General features: G+C 60.9%; 21 protein-coding genes and 1 pseudogene. 15 read left to right on the top strand and 7 right to left on the bottom strand.

The window, feature by feature from the left end:
- The first annotated feature begins 163 nt into the window (after positions 1–163).
- From V1286_RS23395 to V1286_RS23340, 12 genes and pseudogenes are all read left to right on the top strand, one after another.
- Entirely contained in the window at positions 164–1,423 is a 1,260-nt protein-coding gene (locus tag V1286_RS23395; RefSeq protein WP_334483161.1) for an ABC transporter substrate-binding protein, read from the top strand.
- Positions 1,424–1,518: 95 nt separating this feature from the next.
- Positions 1,519–2,421, top strand: coding sequence for a branched-chain amino acid ABC transporter permease (locus tag V1286_RS23390; RefSeq protein WP_334483158.1), 903 nt, complete (start codon positions 1,519–1,521; stop codon positions 2,419–2,421).
- Positions 2,418–3,437, top strand: a complete 1,020-nt coding sequence (locus tag V1286_RS23385) for a branched-chain amino acid ABC transporter permease (RefSeq protein WP_334483155.1) — start codon at positions 2,418–2,420, stop codon at positions 3,435–3,437. Before V1286_RS23390 ends, V1286_RS23385 begins: the two co-directional genes overlap by 4 nt.
- Positions 3,438–3,439: 2 nt before the next feature.
- Positions 3,440–4,198 carry an ABC transporter ATP-binding protein gene (locus V1286_RS23380; RefSeq protein WP_334483153.1) on the top strand — a complete coding sequence of 253 codons (759 nt, stop codon included), beginning with the start codon at positions 3,440–3,442 and terminating at the stop codon, positions 4,196–4,198.
- Complete coding sequence (locus V1286_RS23375; RefSeq protein ID WP_334483150.1) at positions 4,195–4,911, top strand: ABC transporter ATP-binding protein; 717 nt, start codon at positions 4,195–4,197, stop codon at positions 4,909–4,911. The genes V1286_RS23380 and V1286_RS23375 overlap by 4 nt, the downstream gene beginning before the upstream one ends.
- A 24-nt stretch (positions 4,912–4,935) precedes the next feature.
- Positions 4,936–5,838 (top strand): CaiB/BaiF CoA transferase family protein, encoded by a 903-nt coding sequence (locus V1286_RS23370; protein WP_334483147.1) that lies wholly within the window; start codon positions 4,936–4,938, stop codon positions 5,836–5,838.
- A gap of 172 nt (positions 5,839–6,010) precedes the next feature.
- Positions 6,011–6,940, top strand: coding sequence for a TAXI family TRAP transporter solute-binding subunit (locus tag V1286_RS23365; protein ID WP_334483144.1), 930 nt, complete (start codon positions 6,011–6,013; stop codon positions 6,938–6,940).
- Positions 6,941–7,128: 188 nt separating this feature from the next.
- A complete protein-coding gene (locus V1286_RS23360) occupies positions 7,129–7,290 on the top strand; it encodes a hypothetical protein (protein WP_334483141.1) in 162 nt (53 codons plus the stop codon).
- On the top strand, positions 7,287–8,063 hold the full coding sequence (locus V1286_RS23355; protein ID WP_334483138.1) for an enoyl-CoA hydratase/isomerase family protein: 777 nt from the start codon (positions 7,287–7,289) through the stop codon (positions 8,061–8,063). The genes V1286_RS23360 and V1286_RS23355 overlap by 4 nt, the downstream gene beginning before the upstream one ends.
- Complete coding sequence (locus tag V1286_RS23350) at positions 8,063–8,518, top strand: MaoC family dehydratase (protein WP_334483135.1); 456 nt, start codon at positions 8,063–8,065, stop codon at positions 8,516–8,518. The genes V1286_RS23355 and V1286_RS23350 overlap by 1 nt, the downstream gene beginning before the upstream one ends.
- 4 nt (positions 8,519–8,522) lie before the next feature.
- Positions 8,523–9,380 carry an HpcH/HpaI aldolase/citrate lyase family protein gene (locus V1286_RS23345; RefSeq protein ID WP_334483132.1) on the top strand — a complete coding sequence of 286 codons (858 nt, stop codon included), beginning with the start codon at positions 8,523–8,525 and terminating at the stop codon, positions 9,378–9,380.
- Between the two features lie 165 nt (positions 9,381–9,545).
- Positions 9,546–10,773, top strand: a pseudogene (locus tag V1286_RS23340) (acetyl-CoA C-acetyltransferase).
- A gap of 108 nt (positions 10,774–10,881) precedes the next feature.
- On the opposite strand, the gene V1286_RS23335 reads toward V1286_RS23340, so the two are convergent.
- The 3 genes from V1286_RS23335 to V1286_RS23325 are packed head-to-tail and all read right to left on the bottom strand — an operon-like array spanning position 10,882 to position 14,687.
- Complete coding sequence (locus V1286_RS23335; protein ID WP_334483129.1) at positions 10,882–12,474, bottom strand: ATP-binding protein; 1,593 nt, start codon at positions 12,472–12,474, stop codon at positions 10,882–10,884.
- Positions 12,471–13,175, bottom strand: a complete 705-nt coding sequence (locus tag V1286_RS23330; RefSeq protein ID WP_334483124.1) for a response regulator transcription factor — start codon at positions 13,173–13,175, stop codon at positions 12,471–12,473. The genes V1286_RS23335 and V1286_RS23330 overlap by 4 nt, the downstream gene beginning before the upstream one ends.
- A 21-nt stretch (positions 13,176–13,196) precedes the next feature.
- Positions 13,197–14,687, bottom strand: a complete 1,491-nt coding sequence (locus tag V1286_RS23325) for a DUF4153 domain-containing protein (RefSeq protein ID WP_334483122.1) — start codon at positions 14,685–14,687, stop codon at positions 13,197–13,199.
- A 293-nt stretch (positions 14,688–14,980) separates the two neighbouring features.
- Here V1286_RS23325 and V1286_RS23320 point away from each other — a divergent pair, with 293 nt between their 5' ends.
- Positions 14,981–16,354: a glycoside hydrolase family 3 N-terminal domain-containing protein gene (locus V1286_RS23320; protein WP_334483120.1), complete on the top strand. Its 1,374-nt coding sequence runs from the start codon at positions 14,981–14,983 to the stop codon at positions 16,352–16,354.
- A 146-nt stretch (positions 16,355–16,500) separates the two neighbouring features.
- Here the strand turns inward: V1286_RS23320 and V1286_RS23315 are convergent, their stop codons facing one another.
- The 4 genes from V1286_RS23315 to V1286_RS23300 all read right to left on the bottom strand — a co-directional run bounded on the left by V1286_RS23315 (position 16,501) and on the right by V1286_RS23300 (position 19,442).
- Positions 16,501–16,773 carry a hypothetical protein gene (locus V1286_RS23315; protein ID WP_108514862.1) on the bottom strand — a complete coding sequence of 91 codons (273 nt, stop codon included), beginning with the start codon at positions 16,771–16,773 and terminating at the stop codon, positions 16,501–16,503.
- Between the two features lie 223 nt (positions 16,774–16,996).
- Positions 16,997–18,172: an OpgC domain-containing protein gene (locus tag V1286_RS23310; RefSeq protein WP_417021174.1), complete on the bottom strand. Its 1,176-nt coding sequence runs from the start codon at positions 18,170–18,172 to the stop codon at positions 16,997–16,999.
- A 184-nt stretch (positions 18,173–18,356) separates the two neighbouring features.
- Positions 18,357–18,632, bottom strand: a complete 276-nt coding sequence (locus V1286_RS23305; RefSeq protein ID WP_334483112.1) for a hypothetical protein — start codon at positions 18,630–18,632, stop codon at positions 18,357–18,359.
- Positions 18,633–18,803: 171 nt separating this feature from the next.
- Positions 18,804–19,442, bottom strand: coding sequence for a S24 family peptidase (locus V1286_RS23300; protein ID WP_334483109.1), 639 nt, complete (start codon positions 19,440–19,442; stop codon positions 18,804–18,806).
- Between the two features lie 129 nt (positions 19,443–19,571).
- Between V1286_RS23300 and V1286_RS23295 the strand changes: the two genes are divergently transcribed.
- Together V1286_RS23295 and V1286_RS23290 are read left to right on the top strand one after the other, a co-directional pair.
- Entirely contained in the window at positions 19,572–20,105 is a 534-nt protein-coding gene (locus V1286_RS23295) for a GcrA family cell cycle regulator (RefSeq protein ID WP_334483106.1), read from the top strand.
- Positions 20,102–20,272: a hypothetical protein gene (locus V1286_RS23290; RefSeq protein ID WP_334483103.1), complete on the top strand. Its 171-nt coding sequence runs from the start codon at positions 20,102–20,104 to the stop codon at positions 20,270–20,272. The genes V1286_RS23295 and V1286_RS23290 overlap by 4 nt, the downstream gene beginning before the upstream one ends.
- Positions 20,273–20,289 lie beyond the last annotated feature (17 nt).

Genomic DNA, 20,289 nt, shown 5'->3' with positions numbered 1-20,289 from the left:
CCAAAAGCCCGGTTTCCGGGTCCGTTTTCTCCCTAGATGAATTATGAGTCGTAATTCATCTTTGGCTTGACGTCACCCCCCTTGCTCTGAAATCCTTGTGAGTACGGAGGCGACGCGATCTCCGGCAGGGATTTGGGAACGCAAACCCCACAGGGAGGAAGCAATGACGAGAACCCGCAAACCGGGCGTAAGCCGCCGCGCGACATTGGCGATGATGGGCGCCGGGGCCGTAACATTTGCGACACCCTGGGTGGCGCGCGCGCAGGCCAAGACCATCAAGGTCGGCATGCCGACCATTCTCTCCGGACGCGTGGCGCAGCTCGGAACGTCGTCGCGTAACGGGGTGATGCTGGAAGTCGAAAAAGTCAATGCTGCCGGCGGGCTGGCCGGACGTCAGGTCGAAATGGTGATCCGCGATTCCAAGGGACAGCCGCAGGAAGCCGCCCGCGTCTCCCGCGAACTCGTCAATACCGATGGATGTGAATTGCTGATCGACGCGGAAGCGTCATCGGGTGCATTCGCGGTGCATGAAGTGGCGCGCGATCTCGGCGTGCTCTGCCTTCACACCAACTCGGAAACCTCGGCGCTGACGGCCGATCCCAAGCAGCACATTCCCAACGCGTTCCGCACCGCGCGCCAAGGCGTGCATGACTCGATCGTCGGCGGCAGCTACGCAGCGGCGATCGCCAAGGCCAAGGGTCTGAAGAAATGGGCGACCTGTTCGCCCGACTATGCCTATGGCCGCGACACAACCGGCGAATACGTGACGTATCTCAAGCGCTTCGCGCCCGACGTTGAGATCATTAGCGAGTCCTGGCCCAAGCTTTTCCAGCCCGATTACACCGAGGTGGTGACGAAAATCCTGCAGGCGAAGCCGCAGGCGTTGTATTCCTGCCTGTGGGGCGGCGACCTCACGTCCTACATTGACCAGGCCAATATCTATGCGCTGTTCAGCCAGATGGAGGTGTTTGCGGTCAATATGGCCGACTACACCGCGCTGACGGTGGTGAAGAACCTGCCGAAGGGCATTCACTCCGGCAACCGCTACATCAAGACCTATCCCGCAACCTCTGAGAACGCCGCTTGGGGTGACGCTTACAAGGCGAAGTACAACGAATATCCCACCAACTGGTCATGGGAAAATGCAACTGCAATCATGCTGTTGGCGGAGGCTTCGAAGAAGGCGAATTCAGTCGACGGCAAGAAGATTGCGGAGGCGTTGCGTGGGTTGAAGATCAAGTCGCCGTTCGGCGCCGACGGCACCGTCACCATGCGCGCCGAGGACCAGACCCTGGTTGGCTATGCGATCGGCTGGGGAACGACGATCCCGCAGGAGCCTTACGTGCCGCAAGTTCAGGCCGGCGACTGGAAGACGATCTTCGAACTCGAAGCCGAGTGGAAGAAGACCAAGGGCTACACCTGATCGATTGGCGAAGAGCGGAGGCGGTGTAGCCGCCTCTGCTTGCTGCCGAGTGTTTCTCGCGCGCCCCTGTTGGCACGCTGCAATGGATGTTTCCCTTGGATCTTGACGCGCTTACCGGCTGTCTCGCCAGTTCTGCCTGCCTGGTGACGCAAACCACCAGCGGCTTCATCATCGGCATGTTGCTGTTCCTGGTCGCCGTCGGGCTGACGCTGATCTTCGGCGTGCTCAAGGTGGTGAATTTCAGCCACGGTGCCTTCTATATGTTCGGCGCCTATTTCGCGATGACGGCCTACCAATACACTGGCAGCTTTGCGCTGGCGATGTTGTGCGGGGCGGCCGGCACGGCCTTGCTTGGCCTGATCTTCGAGCGCGTGTTCATGAGCCGCGTCTACGGCTCCGACGTGCTGATGCAGTTGCTCGTCTGCTACGCCTTTGTGCTGATCTTCGATGACGTGGTGCGGATGATCTGGGGGCAGGAATTCAAGTCGATGGGTATGCCGGCGGCGTTCCAGGTCGCGCCGCTGTTCATCGCCGGCGGCGTGGTGCCGCCGTATTATTTGCTCCTGATCGGCGTTGCGCTGGTCGCTGCCGTGATCCTCGGGCTCGGCCTTGCCCGCACGCGAATTGGCAAGGTGATCCGGGCGGCCGCGCATAATCCGGGCATGGTGTCTGCGCTCGGCATCAACACCGGCCTGATTTATGGTGGGGTATTTGCGTTGGGCGGCATGCTGGCAGGCCTTGCTGGCGCGCTCGCCGCACCCGTGCGTTCGCTGACGCCGGGCATGGGATTTTCCGTCCTGATCGAATCCTTCATCGTCACTGTGATCGGCGGCATGGGCTCGATCCTGGGGGCGCTGATCGGCGCGATCCTGATCGGCATGATCCGCTCGTTCGGATCGCTCGGCTTTCCCTTGTTCACGGAAGGCCTGATGTACCTGTTCATGGTGATCGTGCTGGTGTCCCGGCCCACCGGCCTGTTCGGCAAGGAGGTCGCATGACCGAGCTGCAGGCCGAACAGGGGGCGCCGGCACTCGATGTCCCCCACACCGAAGCAAAGCCGCGCCGTAATCGGGATGCCCTGATTGCACTTGCGGTCTTTGTCGTGCTTGCGCTGTTGCCGATGGTCTTCAGCAGTAAACTGCTGCTCGACTTCGTGATCCGCTGCGCGGCCTATGGGCTGTTCGCGACGTCGCTCAACCTTCTGGTCGGTTACACCGGCCTGACATCGTTCGGCCATGGCATGTTCTTTGGCCTTGGCGCCTACGGCTTCGGGTTGATGATGCAGAAGACCGGTGTTCCCATCCCTGTGGCTTTCGTCGCAACGTTGGCGATCACGTTTGTCGTCGCCCTCGTCATTGGCGCCATCTGCGTGCGACTGAAGGAAATCTATTTCGCCTTCGTGACGCTGGCGTTCCAGATGCTGATCCACTCGACCATCCTGTCCTGGGTATCGCTGACCGGCGGCGATCAGGGATTGCGCGGTGGCATTCCGCGTCCGGCCTTTTTCGGCATCGATTTGTCGAACCATGTGCATTTGTACATCACAAGCTGCGCACTGCTGGTGGTCGGGCTTCTACTGATGCGTCAGATCGCGCAATCGCCGTTCGGCTATACCTTGCGGATGATCCGCGATAACGCCAGCCGCGCCAGCTTCGTCGGCATCGATGTCTGGCGCGCAAAACTCACGATCTTCGTGCTGGCGGCGCTATTCGCCTCTACCGGCGGCGTCATCATGGCGCTGTTCGTCTCCGGAGCCTATCCGGAATTCGCCTATTGGACCATTTCGGGCGAGGGCATCTTCATCAACATGCTCGGCGGTGTGACTACATTTCTGGGGCCGATGGTCGGCACCGTGCTGCTCCTGATCCTCAACGATACCGTTACTCGTTGGACCGACTATCACGGCATCGTGCTCGGGATCGTGATCCTGTTCTTTGCCATCGGCCTGCGGAAAGGCCTGATGGATTTTGTTGTCGAGTGGTATGCGCGACGCCGCAAAGGTTCGGGGCAGTAGCCATGCTGGAGATACGCTCCCTTTCGAAATCGTTCGGCGGCGTCAAGGCGACCGACAATGTGACGCTCGATTTTGCCGACGGTTCGCTCACCGCCGTGATCGGCCCCAATGGCGCCGGCAAGAGCACGTTCTTCAACCTGATCACCGGCGCGCTGAGGCCCGACTCCGGACAGATCCTGCTCAACGGCGTCGACATGGCCGGGCGATCGCCGCCCGAGATCGTGCGTCACGGTATCGGCCGGGCGTTTCAGGTAGCCAGCATTTTTCCGTCGCTGACGGTGCAGGAGACCATGCTCGCCGCCGTCTGCGCCGATCAGCGGCGCGCCAGCGTGCTGCACCGGCGCTTCCCGTTGGCCGAAACCCGCGACCGCGCCGAACAAGCGATGGAATTATTGGGGCTGGCCGGCAAGCGCAATCGCACCGCGGCGACGCTGTCGCATGGCGATCAGAAGCTGCTCGATATCGCACTGGCGCTGGTGCTCGATCCCAAGGTGCTGCTGCTCGACGAGCCGACTGCCGGCATGGGCACCGAGGAACGCTGGCGGATGATCGACAAGGTGAGGGAGCTCTGGGAGAAACAGAAGATCACGGTAGTGTTCATCGAGCACGATATGGATATCGTGTTCAAAATCGCGCCCGAGATCGTCGTGCTCTGCTATGGCCGCATTCTCGCGACCGGCACGCCGGATGCGATCCGCCGCAACGAGGCTGTGATCGAGGCCTATCTCGGCACCGAACATCACGCCGGAGCAGCGGTATGAGCGCGCAGCCGGTCGTGCAGGTCGAAGACCTCGACGTCTATTACGGCACCAGCCAGATCCTGTTCGGCGTCGCCCTCGCGGTGCGGCAGGGCGAGACCATGGCGCTGCTCGGCCGCAACGGCGCCGGCAAGTCCACCACCATGAAGGCGATCATGGGGCTAGCTCCCGCACGCCGCGGCAAGGTCACTTTGCGCGGCAAAGTAGTGTCCGGGCTGAAGCCACATCACATCGCGCGCGCCGGTCTCGGCTTCGTACCGGAGGATCGCCAAATCTTTCCGGAGCACACGGTCGAGGACAATCTGGTCATCGGCGCCAAGAAGGGGCCTGATGGCGAGGACGAGTGGCCGATCCGGCGCGTTTACGACGTGTTTCCGCTGCTGGAGCCGCTGCGGCACCGGATCGCGGGAAGGCTGTCGGGTGGCGAACAGCAGATGCTGGCGATTGCGCGCACGCTGATGGGTAATCCGGCGCTGTTGCTGCTGGACGAGCCGAGCGAAGGACTAGCGCCGATCATCGTGCAACGGATCGGAGAATTGCTGCGGCAGCTTCGCGGCACCGGCGCCACGGTGCTGATCGCCGAGCAGAACATGCATTTTTGCCTTGGCCTTGCGAGCCACGCGACGGTTATCGATAAGGGCCAGATCGTCTACACATCCGGGATCGAAGAGCTGAAAGCCAACGACAACATTCGTCAGCGCTACCTCGCGCTGTAGCTTTCGGCCGGGCCGGGGGACGGAATGACCACCGAACGCAAGCTATCGCCGACGCATGAGGCGCCGTATGCCGGCCTGCGCGTGCTGGATTTCGGGCAGGGCATCGCCTCGCCCTATTGCGCGATGCTGCTCGGCGTCTACGGGGCCGACGTCATCAAAGTCGAGCCGCCGGAGGGCGATTGGTCGCGTTTCCTCGGAACGACCTATGGAAGCCATACCACGCTGTCGGCGGTCTATGACCGCGGCAAGCGCAGCCTTTGCCTCGACATGAAGCACAAGGACGGGATCGCAATTGCCCGACGGCTGGCGGGAGATTGCGACGTTCTGATCGAAGGCTTTAGGCGGGGCGTCGCCGCGCGGCTGGGGATCGGCTACGAGGAGCTGTCGCGCGACAATCCCGGCCTGATCTACCTCTCGGTCAGCGCCTTCGGGCAGAGCGGTCCTTATTCGAAGCGGCCCGGCTCCGATTCCGTCGCGCAGGCGTTCTCCGGCCTGGTGTCGATCAATGTCGGCAACGACGGCACCCCGCATCGGGTCGGCACCACGATCTCCGACGTCGTTACCGGGATCTACGCCTTCCAGGCGATCGCAACGACGCTGTTCGCGCGCGCAACCGTCGGCGCCGGGCGCTGGATCGACGTCAATCTTTGCCAATCGACTTCCGCCCTGCTTGGTCACAAGGTCGCCGAACATATTCTGGAGGGCGGCGGGCCACGTGCGCTTAACGTGCCGGCGGGCTTGTATCAGACTGCCGACGGCTGGATGATGGTCACGTTGGTGAACGAGCCGCAATACAAGCGACTGTGCGCAGCCATCGGCCGTGACGACCTCGCCAGCGATCCGCGCTTCGCCGATTTCGCCCGGCGCGCCGTCGTCATCGGAAGCGCACACGATGCCGAGATCGACCGCGCCAAGGCCGAACATTAGATCGCCGGAAGTCAGATTTCCGGCTTTTGCGCCGCAGACTTGCCGTAATTGTCTTACCAGACTACCTTAGGTATAACCTCTCAAATCGCAGTAACTCCCTTAACGCAGCCGTCGCTCTGCAGGCCCCTGCATCCGGCCGACGGATTTGAGTTATAACGCGAGGTAATGAGTAATGAAGATTCTTGTTTCGGTCATTATGCTTGCCATGTCGGTCTCGACGCCGCCGCATATGGGAATCGTCACGGGTGGTGCGGCTGGCACCTACATCAAGATTGGCGAGGACATCAGGAAGATCGTCGAACCGAGCGGCGTCTACTTGCAGGTTCTTGAATCGGCCGGCTCTATCCAGAACGTATTCGACGTTCGCAAGAAGCGCGGTGTGCAACTCGGTATCGTGCAGTCGGACGTGCTCGAATATATCCGCGACATTTCTGACGACCAGGAACTGAAAGTTATCGCCACCAAGCTTGCTGCCGTTTATCCGCTTTACAAGGAGGAGGTCCACGTTCTCGGTGATCTTTCCTTGAAAACGCTGCAGGACTTGCAAGGCAAACGTGTTGCGATAGGTCCTCAAAGAAGCGGCACTTACCTGACTGCAAAGACGATTTTCTTCCAGACGGGAATCACGCCCTCGAAAGAGGTATTTCTCGGCGGCAAGGAAGCGCTGGATTCGCTGCGCAAGGGCGAAATCGATGCCATGTTCTATGTGGCCGGCGCGCCAGCGACGCTGTTTTCGGAGAACACAACAGTCGACGATAAATTCCAGCTCATCGGGTTGGACGACAAAGCCCTCGACAGCTATCTCACGGCAGTCATCCCGGCCGGCACATACAAATGGCAGGAAACCGAGGTGAGAACGGTAGCGGTCAAAGCCGTTCTGATGACGTTCAACTACGCTGGCGAACAGTGCCAGAATGTGGCCAAGGTGGCCAAAATTATCCGCGAGAACAAGGCTTGGTTGGATGTCAACGGACACCCGAAATGGCGCGAAGTGAATCTCGACGAGAAATTGCCGAAGTGGCCGCAATATGAATGTGTGGTGGCAATGCAGGAGCGCGCGCTGCCCAAGCCAAAGGGCCCGGATATCAAAATCGTGCGCTAGTTTTTTGGTCTGCGCCTCGGTCAGCGGACCTGGTATGCAATTGAAGCGCCCTCAATTTGGATCGCATTTCTCATTGCGGCGCGGATCTTCAATCCCGGCGAATGGCTGCACAACGCCCATATCGAGGCGACCAGGGCAGCGGTCTGCCAGCAGACGCCGGGCGTCGGGCCGGTGTACTCTCAACGCGGATGCCGGGCATCGCGACCTTCTCGAAGGACGACTTGTGCCCCGCGCCTGATATAGGCCGGGACAGTTACGAGGTGCTGCTGAAAGTGGGTTTCGAGCGTTGCGCCATCGGCGATCTGGTCAAGGCCGGCGCGGTGCGTCAGGCCAAGGGAGGCACGGCATGAGTACCGATCTCGTTCGTTATTCCGTCTCGAGCAATATTGCCGAGATCATGCTCGATCGCGGGCCAGTCAATGCGCTCAGCATGGACCTGATCGATGCGTTGCTGGCGGTGCTTTCGAAGGCGAGGGACGATGAAGCGGTGCGCGCCGTCATCATCGGCAGCGCCCACAGGGTGTTTTGCGCCGGGCTTGATCTGGACATCGTCCGTGGCAAGCCCGGAATCGAGACCAAGAAATTCCTCGAACGGCTGTATTTCGCGCTCAACGATACCCAGTATCGCATGGGCAAGCCGACCATCGCCGCCGTCGACGGCGCGGTGCGCGCCGGCGGCATGACGATTGCGATCTCCTGCGACATGATCATCGCCGGCGACGCCTGTACCTTCGGCTATCCCGAGATCGATGTAGGCCTGATCCCCGCCATTCACTTCGTGCAATTGCCGCGCTTGGTCGGCAAGCACCAGGCTTTTGGTCCGCTGTTCCTCGGCGAACCCTTTGACGCCGCGACAGCCTTTCGCATGGGATTGCTGAGCGAGGTGGTGCCAAAGGGCACCGCGCTTGAACGCGCGCGGGAGGTCGCAAACAAGCTCGCTGCCAAGTCTCCAATCGTCATGAAGATCGGGCGCGACGCCTTCATGCGGGCGGTCGACGCCGATTTTCGCCGGTCGGTCGAAAACGCGGCCGAGAGCTTTGCGCTTGTCGCAACGACGGAAGATTGTCAGGAAGGGCTGAATGCGTTCGTCGAGAAGCGGACGCCGAACTACAGGGGGCGCTGATGGCTGGATTGTATTTCGAGGAGTTTGAGGTCGGCCGGGAATTTCACCATGAATTCTCCAGGACCGTGACCGAGATGGACAATACGATGTTCAGCCTGCTGACGATGAACCCGCAGCCACTGCATATCGATGCGCATTTCTCCGAAAATACTGAATTCGGCCAGCGGCTGTTCAACAGCCTCTATACGCTCGGCATCATGATCGGCATGAGCGTCTACGATACGACGTTAGGCACGACGATCGGCAATCTGGGCATGACCGACGTCAAATTCCCAAAGCCAGTATTCCACGGCGACACGCTGAAGGCGCATACCAAAATCATCTCGAAGCGCGAAAGCAAATCGCGGCCGACGCAGGGCATCGTCGAGTTCGAGCATACCATGACCAATCAGCGCGGCGAGGTGGTCGCGAGTTGCCGCCGGACCGGCCTGATGCACTGCAAGCCGAAGGCCTGAGCCGATGAGATCATTCCTGTTTGTTCCCGGTGACAGTCTGCGCAAGTTCGAGAGCGCCAAGAAGACCGCGGCCGATGCGCTGATCCTCGACCTCGAGGATTCGATCGCACCGGAGGAGAAGGTCAGTGCGCGGCGCACGGTGCGCGAGATGCTCGATGCAAGGAGCCCGAGCCAGAGAAACTATATCCGTGTCAACGCGCTCGATACCGGCATGACGCTTGGCGACCTCGCGGCCGTCATGCCGGGCCGGCCCGACGGCATCGTGCTGCCGAAATGCGCCGGCGCCGCCGACGTCAACCGCCTGTCGCTGTATCTCGATGCCTTCGAGGCGGCCGTCGGGATCGAGCATGGCTCTACGAGAATAGTGACGGTGGCGACGGAAACGGCGAGGGCGGTCCTCAAGCTGCTCGACTTCGAGAACATGAGCCCGCGGTTGTGGGGCATGATGTGGGGCGCCGAGGATCTTGCGGCCTCGCTCGGCGCGTCGCGGAACCGGACAGCAGGACGCTTCCACGGGCCGTTTCTGCTGGCGCGCGATCTCTGCCTGATCAGCGCGGCGGCCGCCGGCGTGGTTGCCATCGACACCATTGCGACCGACATCAACGACCTCGATGCGCTTCGGGAAGAGTCCATCGCTGCGCGTCAGGATGGTTTCCTTGCCAAGGCGGTGATCCATCCCAAGCATGTGGACGTCGTCAATGCCGCCTTCATGCCGACGGACGAGGAAATCGCCTGGTCGGAGAAGGTCGTGAAGGCGTTCAACGAGAATCCGACTTCAGGCGTGGTGAAGATCGACGGCAAGATGATCGACAAGCCGCATCTGCGCGCTGCGGAGAAAATCCTGGCGCTGCGGGGGCGGTAGCCGAAATCATTTAGCCGGGATGGAGCGCAGCGAAATCCGGAATCCATCCGATATCCGGCCCCGGATTTCGCTGCGCTCCATCCGGGCTACAAATCGGCCTTGATCGGATTGACAGTGTAACACGATCGGCAGCAAATGCAGCCAATCAACAAGAAGGAAAACACCATGGTTGACGCGCTGATCATCGACGCATGCAGGACGCCGCGGGGCGTCGGCAAGGCCGGCAAGGGCGCCCTGTCGGGCATTCATCCGCAGCAGCTCGGCTCCACGGTTTTGCGTGCGCTGGCTGATCGCACCGGCATCAATACCGCTGATGTCGATGACATCATCTGGGGTACCAGCTCGCAACGCGGCCAGCAGAGCGGCGATCTCGGTCGGATGTCGGCGCTCGATGCCGGCTACGACGTGCGCGCCAGCGCGGTGACGCTGGACCGGTTTTGCGGATCCGGCATTACCAGCGTCAACATGGCGGCCAACTCGATCATGTCGGGCTCGGAGGACCTCGTGATCGCCGGGGCACCGAGATGATGTCGATGGAAGGCCGCCGCGGCGAGGGGCCGTTCATGATGGACAACGGCAATCTTCGCCTGCGCGCCCGGCACCCGCAATCGCATCAGGGCGTCTGCGCCGACGCGGTGGCGACGCTCGAGGGCATCACGCGGCAGGACGTCGATGGACTCGGCCTCCCAGAAGCGGGCGGCGGCCGCTATCAAGGGCGGACATTTCGACAAGAGCCTCGTGCCGGTCTACCGCGAAGACGGCAGCCTCGCGCTCGACCGCGAGGAATACCCGCGGCCGCAGACCACGCTCGAAGGGCTGGCCGGCTTGAAGCCGGCGTTTCCTGCGATTGCTGACTATGCGCTTGACGACAAGGGGACAACCTACCGCAAGCTCATCCTCGACAAATAATCCCGACCTCGACATCAATTTTATGCATCACGCCGGTAATTCCTCCGGCGTCGTGGACGGCTCGGCGGCCATCTTGCTGGCGTCGCCGAGTTACGCAAAAGCCCATGGCCTGAAGCCGCGCGCCCGCGTCGTCGCGATGGCGAATATGGGGGACTCGCCGACCTTGATGCTGAACGCGCCGGTGCCGGCCGCCCGCAAGGTGCTGGCCAAAGCCGGCCTCACGCTCGACGATATCGATCTTTTCGAAATCAACGAGGCGTTTGCGGTCGTCGCCGAAAAATTCATCCGCGACCTCAAGCTCGACCGCGAGAAGGTCAACGTCAATGGCGGCTCGATCGCGTTCGGCCATCCCATCGGTGCAACCGGCTCGATCCTGATCGGCACGGTGCTCGACGAACTGGAGCGGCGCGATCTCAAGCGGGGGCTGGTAACGATGTGCGCGGCCGGCGGCATGGCGCCGGCCATCATCATCGAGCGCGTCTGACGGCAGGGCCATAGCGTTTTCGAGCGAAGTGGATACCGGTTCGCGTGAAGAAAACGCGTCAAAACGAGAATCTAGAGCTTCGGTTCTGATTCAATCAGAACCGAAGCTCTAGGCAGCCGGAAACTGCAACTCGAATGTAACGCCTTCGCTCGACGGCAATAGCTGGATCGATCCGCCGTGGCTGGTCATCACAGCCCGGACGATCGATAGGCCCATTCCGGTACCGCCGGTGTCGCGGCGGGTGGTGAAGAAGGCATCGAAAATCTTTTCCCGGTTCGGTTCGGATATCGGGTCGCCGTCATTGCTGACGGTCATCTTGATGGAAGCCTCTTCCGCGACAGCTTCGAGCCGCACGCTCTTGGCGTTGTGGCGGATGGCGTTGTCGGTCAGGTGCGACAACACGATCAAAGCCTTTTCGCTGGACATGCCGATCGAGCGCTCGAGGCACCCGGTTGCCTCGATCGCACGTGTCGGAAAGCGGCTCTTCAATCCGCCGATCACCTGCGACAGTTCGGTGTGTTCGTTCTGCGGCGCGGTTTCGGCGCGCGCCAGTTCGCGCAGCCGCTGCGTCATGGCCTCCAGGCGCCCGGTGTCGCCCAGGATGTTCGATATGAAATTCTTCTGCTCCATCCGGGTAAGATTGTCGGATTTGCTTTGCAGCGAATCCAGCAGCAATTCAGCGGCGCCCTTGATCGATGTTAGGGGCGACTTCAGTTCATGGGTGAGGTGCGCCGAAAACGTCGCGATGTAGTCCGACCGCCGCGCCAACTGCTCGGCCATGTCGAGGAAGCTGTGCGACAATTGGGCGAACTCGCGCGTGCCGTAATGGGCGAGCGGCTGGAATGCGTCGCGATCGCCGCGGCTGATGCGCGCGGCGCGATCGACCAACTCGCGCATCGGGCGGGTGATGGTTCGGGAGAAAACCAGGCCGATGGCGATGGTGGCCAAAATGACCGTCAGTCCCGCTAGAATGAACTTGCGGCGCTCCTGATAGAGATGATCGAAGATGTTGCTCGGCGTTCGCGAGGTATAGATGACACCAGCAACGCGGTTGTTGACGATGACAGGCATCGCCGAGAACACGTGGACGCCGACGCCGCGGCTGATGGAGTAGATCGGAGGAGGCGGCTTGTCGGGTTTGCGTATCCGCAGGGCCGCCCGATACTGACCCTGCAGTGCGGTGGCGATTTCCTCGATATGGGCCAGCGATTGGCCTACCTCGTCGCGTCCGGCGATCACGACGCCGCGGGGATCGAGGATGCGGAATCCGGCCAGCGTGACTTTCTGCGTTTCCAGGATGATCGGCATCAGCCTTGTGCCGATCTCGACATAGGCAGCCGAGGCAGGCGCGTTCGCGGGAAGGGCGTTCGGCCGCCGGCGGAGTAGATCGCCGCCGGCGGCAAGATCGAGCGCGGGCCGGATCGGCGTCAACTGGTCTTCGCGATCGGGGCGCGCCTGGGGTGGAATTTCGGCGCCGAGGGCAATTCCGCCCCCGAGACGGGCTTCCACTTCCCGCGCATAAACTGCGGCCAGCACCCGGCTTTGTGCGATCAGCTCCGCTTGGGTCTGGTGAATGAGCTGGTTGTCGTAGAGGCGAAAGAAGAACAGTCCGACCAGCGGCAGTGTCGCCGCGGCGGCAAGCGCGGTGAAAATGACCAGCCCTACGGACGGCCGCCATTTTTCGCCCGGGCGTCGTATCATGCCAGCGGCTCGCATCGGCCGAGCTTGAAGCCGACGCCGTGAATGGTTTCGATGACGTTGTCGCAGTTCACGGCAGACAGTTTGGCGCGGATATTGCGGATGTGGCTGTCGATGGTGCGGTCCGACACCTGGATGTTGAGCTGATAGGCGGCGCTCATGATCTGCTCGCGGCTGAAGACAAGCGTCGGCCGTGTCAGAAATGCCCTGAGGATTCCGAACTCGATGGCCGTCAGCCGAAGCGGGGTTCCGGCAAACTCGGCGAGATGCTGTTCGGGGTCGACGGACAGCCTGCCTTGCGACAGCGCGGCCATGGACGCCTTGGCATCCTGCCCGCGCGAAGCCATGCGACGCAGGATGACGTTCACCCTCGCCACGAGTTCGCGCGGGCTGAAAGGCTTGGTGACATAGTCGTCACCGCCGATCTCCAGGCCCAGGACGCGATCGATCTCGTCGTCGCGGGCGGAGAGAAAAAGGATCGGAATGTCCGAGGACTTTCTGATTTCCCGGCAGACGTCCAGGCCGTCGAATTCCGGCATGCCGATATCCAGAATGATCAGATCCGGCCTGTCGGCGGCGAAGCGGGTTAACGCCTCCTTGCCGTCGCGCGCCTCGAAGACAGTCATCCCGGCCTTCTTCAGTGCAACACGGATGACCTCGCGGATGTGCAGGTCATCGTCGACGATAAGAATGCGGTGCGTCAAAGGTCTCTCCGGGAAGTCGTACTAGCCTGTGGTCGAACTCTTCTGTGGGGCGTCCAGGATGCGCTGCAGCCGCCAACTTCGGAGGCCCCAGCTGCGCCAGGATACCACCTCTCTTCGTTGCTGTTCTACAAGGCTACCACGGCGGGAAACAAGGGTGGGATCGAGCCCGCGAAAGGCAATGGCCCGGTCGATCGCCGGCAATGCCTGCGGTCCGAGGGAAAACAGATAGTTCATGTCGATCCACACGCCCTTGCCGGCGGCTTCGCGGCTATGGCTGACATTGTAGTCGGCGATGATGGCGGCGAAATTGACCAGCGAGCAGATGTAGAGCGTTGCCGTCAGGGTGAGGAGGTTGGCGCGGATCAGCCAGCCATTCGGGCGGTTCAGAACGATGCGGGCGACGATAAGCACGAGTCCGAACGCGACCAGTACCATCCAGATGAAGGCTGCGACGCGCCACCAGGTCAGCAGATAGATTTGAACATAGAGGTCGAGGCGCAGGATCGATGACAGCACCAGCAGGACATTTTGCGCCACCCATAGGTAGACCAGCGGCCGGATTACCCTTGATTGCTCGACCGGCCCACCGGGCCGCATGGCGGCCAGAACGAAGCCGGCCGCCAATAGCGCCGTGACAATGAGGGGATAGGCGCCCCGGTGCGCATATGAAGCGTAGCTGATATCAGCCGGCAGGGTCGCGTTGCCCCAGAGATAGGCGACGTCGAGAACGGTTTGAACGGCGAACAGCAAATTGAACAGAATCAGCGAACGGAGGATCGTCGCAACACCGAAGAAGTCATTTTGGCCCGATGGTATTCCCTGCGCCAGTGCCGCAGCTTCGGCTAAACCTGTCGGCATCTTGCGCTTGCCGCTCCACCGGACGTGGATGAAGGGCCATACGATCGACAGCGCCACAGTCCAAAACAGTACGCGTCCGAGGCTCACGTAAGAAGCCGTGTTACCCGGGTTCAACAAGCCGATCCACTTCTCGAGCAATGGATTGGCCGATACCAGCAGAAATACGAAGATGCCGCCGAAAACGATCGGAACGAACCAGACGGCAAACCCGGTCCTCAGTGCCGGCAGATTGAACGCGCCGATGGCGTCGCGGAAAAATCTGAAGGGGCCGACCAGATAAAGATCGCATAACGCCGCGGCTCGCTCGGGCAGACGATGCCGATCGCGATTGGTCGTCAGCAGCAGGCCTACGCCGAGAGCCAGCACCATGAAGGTCAGAGACGCGACGTTGAATTCCTCGATAGCGGGGACAAGGGCGGCCAGCAGGAGAGCGCCCGCCGGCAGTGCCTGGCTTCGGTTCAAGATTGCGAGGTTGGCGAGTAGCGAGCCGCAGGCCACGGCGACTGCAAAGATGGCGGCCGATATTCCAATGCCGTGCCCGTAGAACAGCCAGTCGGCCAGCGCTGCCAGCGCGAGAACAATGGCTGCTTTGACGGGAAAGGTGCCTTCCTGAACGGAGCCGGCATTGGACGCCGGCGCGATGAAATCAGCCATTATTGCGCTACCTGTCTGGAGAGGAAAATTGCAAACCAGCGCCGTCGCGGGGCGCTCGCAAAGCCACCACCCGTCGTTGGCTAGTCTCGTGGGAACAGGCATTCGATCAATCGCCCCTGGCTTGCAGTTCGGACTATCCGATGCGGTTGTGCAGTTGCTTGGAGCGCCCTCTGCAAGAGTTCAGGATTCTTATGCAGTTTCCGTGCAGGCGCGCTTATGCGCTCGCGCATGCCGGGTAAGTTTGATACGGGCAATCGTCTCGCCCCGTCTCCGCAAAGCCCCCAAACTTTTTCATGCAAATCCTCAAGCGTATCGGCATCATCCTCGTCTGGCTCGCCGGACCAGTCTTCGTTTTCGCAGCCGTCAACAAGAACGACCCCTACCTGATTGCGCTGCGGGGGCCAGGAAACATTGTTCTGGCGGCAGCGAGCATCATCGCCGTGGTGGTCCTCATCCGCCGCGGCTATTGGAGGCGAGGCGTCGCCGGACGGTTGCTTGTTCTGCTGTGGTGCCTGCCATCGCTGTCGATGCTCGGCGCGCATACTTCGTTTGAATGGCGCAAGCGGAGCATCTTGCAAATCGGCGCTGCACAGGCGCGAAACCTTGGGCGACACTTCATCGTGGGATACTCGTCATTCCCTGAGGTGGCCGTTCTTGCCGAGAAGGGCCTGATCTCCGGGGTCTACATCACCAGGCACAATATCGCGGGATCGACGGCGGCGCGTCTGAAAGAAGAAATCTCCGCGCTGCAAGAAAAGCGGCGTGCGGCCGGCCTGCCGCCTCTGATCGTCGCCGCCGACCAGGAAGGCGGCATCGTATCGCATCTGGCGCCGCCCTTGACCAAGTTGCCGGCGCTATCGACCCTTGCGAGTCTGGCGCCGGATGTTCGCGCCGAGAAGGCGGAGGCGTTCGGGCGTACGCACGGGCAGGAGTTGGCGGCGCTCGGCGTCAACATGAACCTCGCGCCGGTGCTGGATTTGCGCCCCGAGATGAAGCGCAACCGACTCGATTTCAACACGCTGATTCGCTACCGCGCGATTTCCGATGACCCGGCCATCGTCGCCGATATCGCGCGAGCTTACGTCAACGGGCTGGAAGCGTCAGGCGTTGGCGCGACGGTCAAGCATTTTCCGGGGCTCGGACGCGTACGAACCGACACCCATCACTTCAGCGCCGATCTGGATACGCCTCTGGAAGAACTCGAAGCGTCGGACTGGCTTCCCTTCAGGAAGGTGCTGGCCGGCTCGAAAGCGCAACTGATGATCGGGCATGTCACGCTGACATCCGTTGATCCGGATCGCGCGGCGTCGCACTCCAAACGGGTCGTCGACGGCATCGTTCGCAAGAAATGGAATTATCAAGGCGTCGTCATGACCGACGACCTCGTGATGGGGGCGATCTATCAACGCAACGTCTGTACGGCGGTGGTCGAGGCGCTCAATGCCGGTGTCGATCTGCTGCTGGTCGCCTTCGACGGAGCGCAGTTCTATCGCATCTTTACCTGCGCCGTGGCGGCGTCGGCCGAGGGAAGGCTCGACGCCGCCATGTTGGGCGACAGTGATATGCGGTTGAAAGGGGCATTCCCCAGGGAGCGCCAAGGCCCACGGTATTCTACGACATCGAACACTGCTGCTCCGGGAGTACTAGCCCGCCCGATGACTGATTGATCGCGCGGGCCCGCTTGGCTTTTCGCGCCGTGTGGGTCTTGCCAATTTACATATGATTGCGTGAGGCCTCGCCGGTGCTGCCAATGATGGATTGAAGCAAAAGTGAAATTCTCTTTCCCGAGCAGGCTCTGATCACCCAATGAGGGCTAGCGCAGCGAGAACGCATTTTTCAACTGCACCAGGAATGTCACTACCCATGCGCACGCAAACATGCCCGCGAGACCAAGCGCCGTTCTGCGATCGATCAAAGACAGGCTTGTCCACCACCATATCCGGTAAAGCCATATTCCCGTCGTGGCCACGCCAAGCAGGCAGACCAGCATCTTGAGAAAGGATGAGTTCGCGACACCTAAAGCACCGAACAAGAGCGTTGCTGGAACGAGAAACATCGTGCAGGCGGATATCAAAGTCTCGTTCATGGGTCCTCAAGACATCTACGAATCGCAGGCGACATATGCAGTTTGCAGCAACCTTTGCCCTTCCGGAAGGGACACCGATGCGCAATTCCGCCGGCGGCTCGACGGCGCGGCTGTTCGTGGCCGGGCTGTGCTGGCTTGCTGATGTAGTCGAAGCTTTTCGATCGCGCTGCGTGGACAGCGATATATGTGATCAGCGGTGGTGCAGGACGAAGCCCGGCGCGAATTATTTGGCGAACCGGCCTTCCTCAGGTAGCCCCGTCATTGCCTGGGTCCGGAATGCTGGCTTGTGATCCTGCCGTTTGGACCACGACACGTAGTAGGCCACGCCCGTCATGATCAAAATCCCGGCCAAGCTGACCAGGATGTGCATGGCGAGCGAATCCGGGCCCGTGATCAGGACAAGGTGTCCGGCAAACGAAAGAAACACGCCCGCGCAAAACACTGCCAGCCACTCCTGGCCGCATTTGATGGCCGGCTGCAGCATCTGCCATCGGAAACCGGACCAGTCGCGCGGCACCATGTAGGCAAACAGAAAAGCCAAAGCGAGAAAGTGAAGTACCCTGTGAGGGGCGAGGTTTTCCTTGTCGTTGGGAAGAAAAGCATCGCGCAGGAGATCCGGGACAATGCCGGCTTGGGGAAATTTCCCTGCCACCGTTACCACCAGAGCAAAGAGCAGGTACAGCCACGCCGCACCGCGCAGCACTGCGAGATCCTGAAGCTTGTATACGGCGCGGATTTGATTGGCGCCGCTCAATGCAAGCCAAGCGCCGAGCACAAACAGGAGTTGCCAGCAGAACGGGTTGAGATACCACCGTCCGTCCGGAAACGCAGAAAAATTCCAGTCGAATTGGCGGGCTGCGAAGTAGAGACCAATCGACCCAGCCATGGTGACATTCGGTCGGCGCACCATGCCGAACAGAACGAACGGCAAGACCGCCATCAATACAATGAACAGTTGCAGCACTTCGAGGTTCAGCGGCTTGGCCCGAAGCAGCAGGCCATGAATCAACGTCCGGACCGTATGGTCGACGATTCCCGTGACGTTGAATTCGCCGATAAGTGCGGGCGCCGCGGATTGGCGCGCGACATATCCGATCAGATTGATGTAAATCACGAATAGGACGATATAGGCGGCGTATAGCTGCCACAGCCGCTTGAAGATACGGGTTGCCGTCACGACGAAGCCGCGCTCCAGCATCATCTTTCCATAGAGGATGGCGGCAGTGTAGCCGCCGACGAATACGAACAGGTCGGTGGCGCCGCTGAATCCGAAGTTGCGCATGGTCAGCAGGCTGACCGCATTGTGCGGAACGTGATCCAGAAAGAGAAACCAGGCCGCGAAACCAAGCAGGAGACAGAGTCGAAGATCGCCGTCGCGCGCGGCGAGCTCAGCCTTCATTGACGGATACATTCTGGGTTAAGAACTTTGCAAGTCGGAGGAATCGAATCGCGAATCTAGCGCGATTGTCCGCACCGTCGGAATAGACTTTGCGTGAAGAATAATTAAGCAAGTTGTCGGCGATTCAAGCCTGCCCAACAATCACAATGTTTTGAGGGAATAGCGCGGCGCGGCCGAACATGGGTCACACCCGCTCGTGTTTGCGCAAGTCGCGGATGTGATCGAACTGGCTGGCTTGCAGATCGGCGCCGGCCGGGCCGATGTCGGGCAGGGCCGCTTCGCTGAGAATCTCGGCGGTGATGTCCTCGACCGAGCAATCCGCGATTTCATGGATGAAGCTGATGTTCCTGTATTCACCCGAGGCGATCCGGGAGATGACCTCGCGCCTTGTGATTTCGGGATCGACGATGGCCTCGCGACCGCGGCGGCCGTAGTCGATCATCACGACGAAATACTGCATGCTGGCGATCTGACCCTCATCCCGTGCATCGGAATCAATGAGGGCATTATTTCTGAAAAACGGAAATTTGTCAAGTAAAAATTCGGAAAAACAGAAATACTACCGTGAAGAAGGACAGGCGGTCGCGGGCATCGGCAGAATCAGTCGATTCGGCAATTGCGACGGCGATCGCTATTTGTCCGGCGTGCGGCCACCCGCTGCCCTTGTCGCCTTGCGCGACCGGGCCGCCGCCTTGTTGCGCAATCGCTCGATCTGGCCCCTCGGCAAGGTGACGCAGATCTCGCCGATCCATTCCAGCTTTACGCCGGTGATCGGCTTGGCATTGAAACTCGTGAGGTTGACCGAGGTCGATGATTTCCCCCGCTCGATCGTCTTCAGATAGCGCTCGCCGGTCTTCAGGCGGACAGCAGCCTCCTCGCCGTAGAAGCTCGACAGCGGGTGACGCTGCTCGCGATAGACTACGATAATATCGCCATTCTCGTACTTTGGCAGCATGGAATCGCCGGCCACCTCGAAGGCGATGGTCTCTTCGGCGATCGGGAAGGGCAGTTCGACCTCGCCGAGGCCTTCCGGCGGCACCTGCTCATGCTCCGGCTCGATCGAGGCGCCGGCGCCGACGCGGCCCATGATCGGCACCGAGTTCAGTTCGAGATATTCGATGATCGGTGCGATCTCAGAAGCCTTGATCAGGCGTAGCCCGGACAAGATTTCGGAAACCGCGCCAGGGCGAACGCCCATCGCGGCGGCCAATCCGCCCTTGGTCTTGCCCGGCTTTTCCAGTCCCCGTTCGATCAACCTGATGTCCAGCATGGTCAGACCTTTCCGAATTTCAGAAATAATAGCAGTTCCGATTATCCGAAATCAAGCTTGACTTTCATTTCGGAATATCAGAAACTGTTCGCCGGCGTCGGGCGGCGTTGACAAGAGCAAGGACAACAAATGGAACTGTCGAACTGGGCGCCCGAGCACTCGGACGCGCTGCGGGAATTTATTGCCAAAGGCATGACCTTTTCGGAAGCCGCGCGAGCCATCAATTCACGATTCAATACGTCCTACTCCCGCAGTGCTGCGCTCGGACGCGCCCGGCGCCTGGGGCTGGGACCGGACGATCGCCAGCAACCGTCGATGCCGACCAAGCCTGCTGAGCTGCACGAGATCGCTGAACCCCGTCCCAGCGATTTCAGGACGCTTGCGCTTCCCTGGCCGACGCCGGTGTTCAAAGAGATCAAACCGGTCAAGCTGCGTTGTGTGGCGATCGAACCGCGGCATCTCTCCCTGATCGAACTGGAGCGCGGCGACTGCCGCTATCCCTACGGCGGCGATGAAGAGGGCGAAGCCATTACTTTCTGCGGTCATCCGCGCCGCCCGGGTTCGAGCTATTGCACTCCCCATTTTCATCTGAGCCGCGATCCGATCGTGCCCGCCGAACGTGCGGTGAGCACTGTTTCATTGCTCGTGGTGGAGGTGGCATGAAGAACACTGCTGTCACAGGCGTGGCCGAGAGGCTGAAACGGCTGCCGCGCTGCCATCGGATCGCTCATCTGCGCGCGCTGATCGGACTTCAGCCGGTGGGCTGCGGCCGTAGGGACGAATTATCCGAACTGCTACGTGACGAGATATCGAGCACATCAAGCGAATAGATCTTCTGGTCGAAGCC

Source organism: Bradyrhizobium algeriense, from assembly GCF_036924595.1.
Lineage (GTDB): Bacteria > Pseudomonadota > Alphaproteobacteria > Rhizobiales > Xanthobacteraceae > Bradyrhizobium > Bradyrhizobium algeriense.
This window is presented reverse-complemented; position numbering and strand designations above follow the sequence as displayed.

Excerpts from the sequence above, each read along its gene's own strand:
- V1286_RS23345 (WP_334483132.1), top strand. The coding sequence starts at position 8,523 with ATGAGATCATTCCTGTTTGTTCCCGGTGACAGTCTGCGCAAGTTCGAG.
- V1286_RS23305 (WP_334483112.1), bottom strand. The coding sequence starts at position 18,632 with ATGCAGTATTTCGTCGTGATGATCGACTACGGCCGCCGCGGTCGCGAG.
- V1286_RS23295 (WP_334483106.1), top strand. The coding sequence starts at position 19,572 with ATGGAACTGTCGAACTGGGCGCCCGAGCACTCGGACGCGCTGCGGGAA.
- V1286_RS23375 (WP_334483150.1), top strand. The coding sequence starts at position 4,195 with ATGAGCGCGCAGCCGGTCGTGCAGGTCGAAGACCTCGACGTCTATTAC.
- V1286_RS23365 (WP_334483144.1), top strand. The coding sequence starts at position 6,011 with ATGAAGATTCTTGTTTCGGTCATTATGCTTGCCATGTCGGTCTCGACG.
- V1286_RS23395 (WP_334483161.1), top strand. The coding sequence starts at position 164 with ATGACGAGAACCCGCAAACCGGGCGTAAGCCGCCGCGCGACATTGGCG.
- V1286_RS23315 (WP_108514862.1), bottom strand. The coding sequence starts at position 16,773 with ATGAACGAGACTTTGATATCCGCCTGCACGATGTTTCTCGTTCCAGCA.
- V1286_RS23385 (WP_334483155.1), top strand. The coding sequence starts at position 2,418 with ATGACCGAGCTGCAGGCCGAACAGGGGGCGCCGGCACTCGATGTCCCC.
- V1286_RS23290 (WP_334483103.1), top strand. The coding sequence starts at position 20,102 with ATGAAGAACACTGCTGTCACAGGCGTGGCCGAGAGGCTGAAACGGCTG.
- V1286_RS23350 (WP_334483135.1), top strand. The coding sequence starts at position 8,063 with ATGGCTGGATTGTATTTCGAGGAGTTTGAGGTCGGCCGGGAATTTCAC.
- V1286_RS23300 (WP_334483109.1), bottom strand. The coding sequence starts at position 19,442 with ATGCTGGACATCAGGTTGATCGAACGGGGACTGGAAAAGCCGGGCAAG.
- V1286_RS23360 (WP_334483141.1), top strand. The coding sequence starts at position 7,129 with ATGCCGGGCATCGCGACCTTCTCGAAGGACGACTTGTGCCCCGCGCCT.
- V1286_RS23335 (WP_334483129.1), bottom strand. The coding sequence starts at position 12,474 with ATGATACGACGCCCGGGCGAAAAATGGCGGCCGTCCGTAGGGCTGGTC.
- V1286_RS23310 (WP_417021174.1), bottom strand. The coding sequence starts at position 18,172 with ATGAAGGCTGAGCTCGCCGCGCGCGACGGCGATCTTCGACTCTGTCTC.
- V1286_RS23380 (WP_334483153.1), top strand. The coding sequence starts at position 3,440 with ATGCTGGAGATACGCTCCCTTTCGAAATCGTTCGGCGGCGTCAAGGCG.
- V1286_RS23370 (WP_334483147.1), top strand. The coding sequence starts at position 4,936 with ATGACCACCGAACGCAAGCTATCGCCGACGCATGAGGCGCCGTATGCC.
- V1286_RS23325 (WP_334483122.1), bottom strand. The coding sequence starts at position 14,687 with ATGGCTGATTTCATCGCGCCGGCGTCCAATGCCGGCTCCGTTCAGGAA.
- V1286_RS23355 (WP_334483138.1), top strand. The coding sequence starts at position 7,287 with ATGAGTACCGATCTCGTTCGTTATTCCGTCTCGAGCAATATTGCCGAG.
- V1286_RS23320 (WP_334483120.1), top strand. The coding sequence starts at position 14,981 with ATGCAAATCCTCAAGCGTATCGGCATCATCCTCGTCTGGCTCGCCGGA.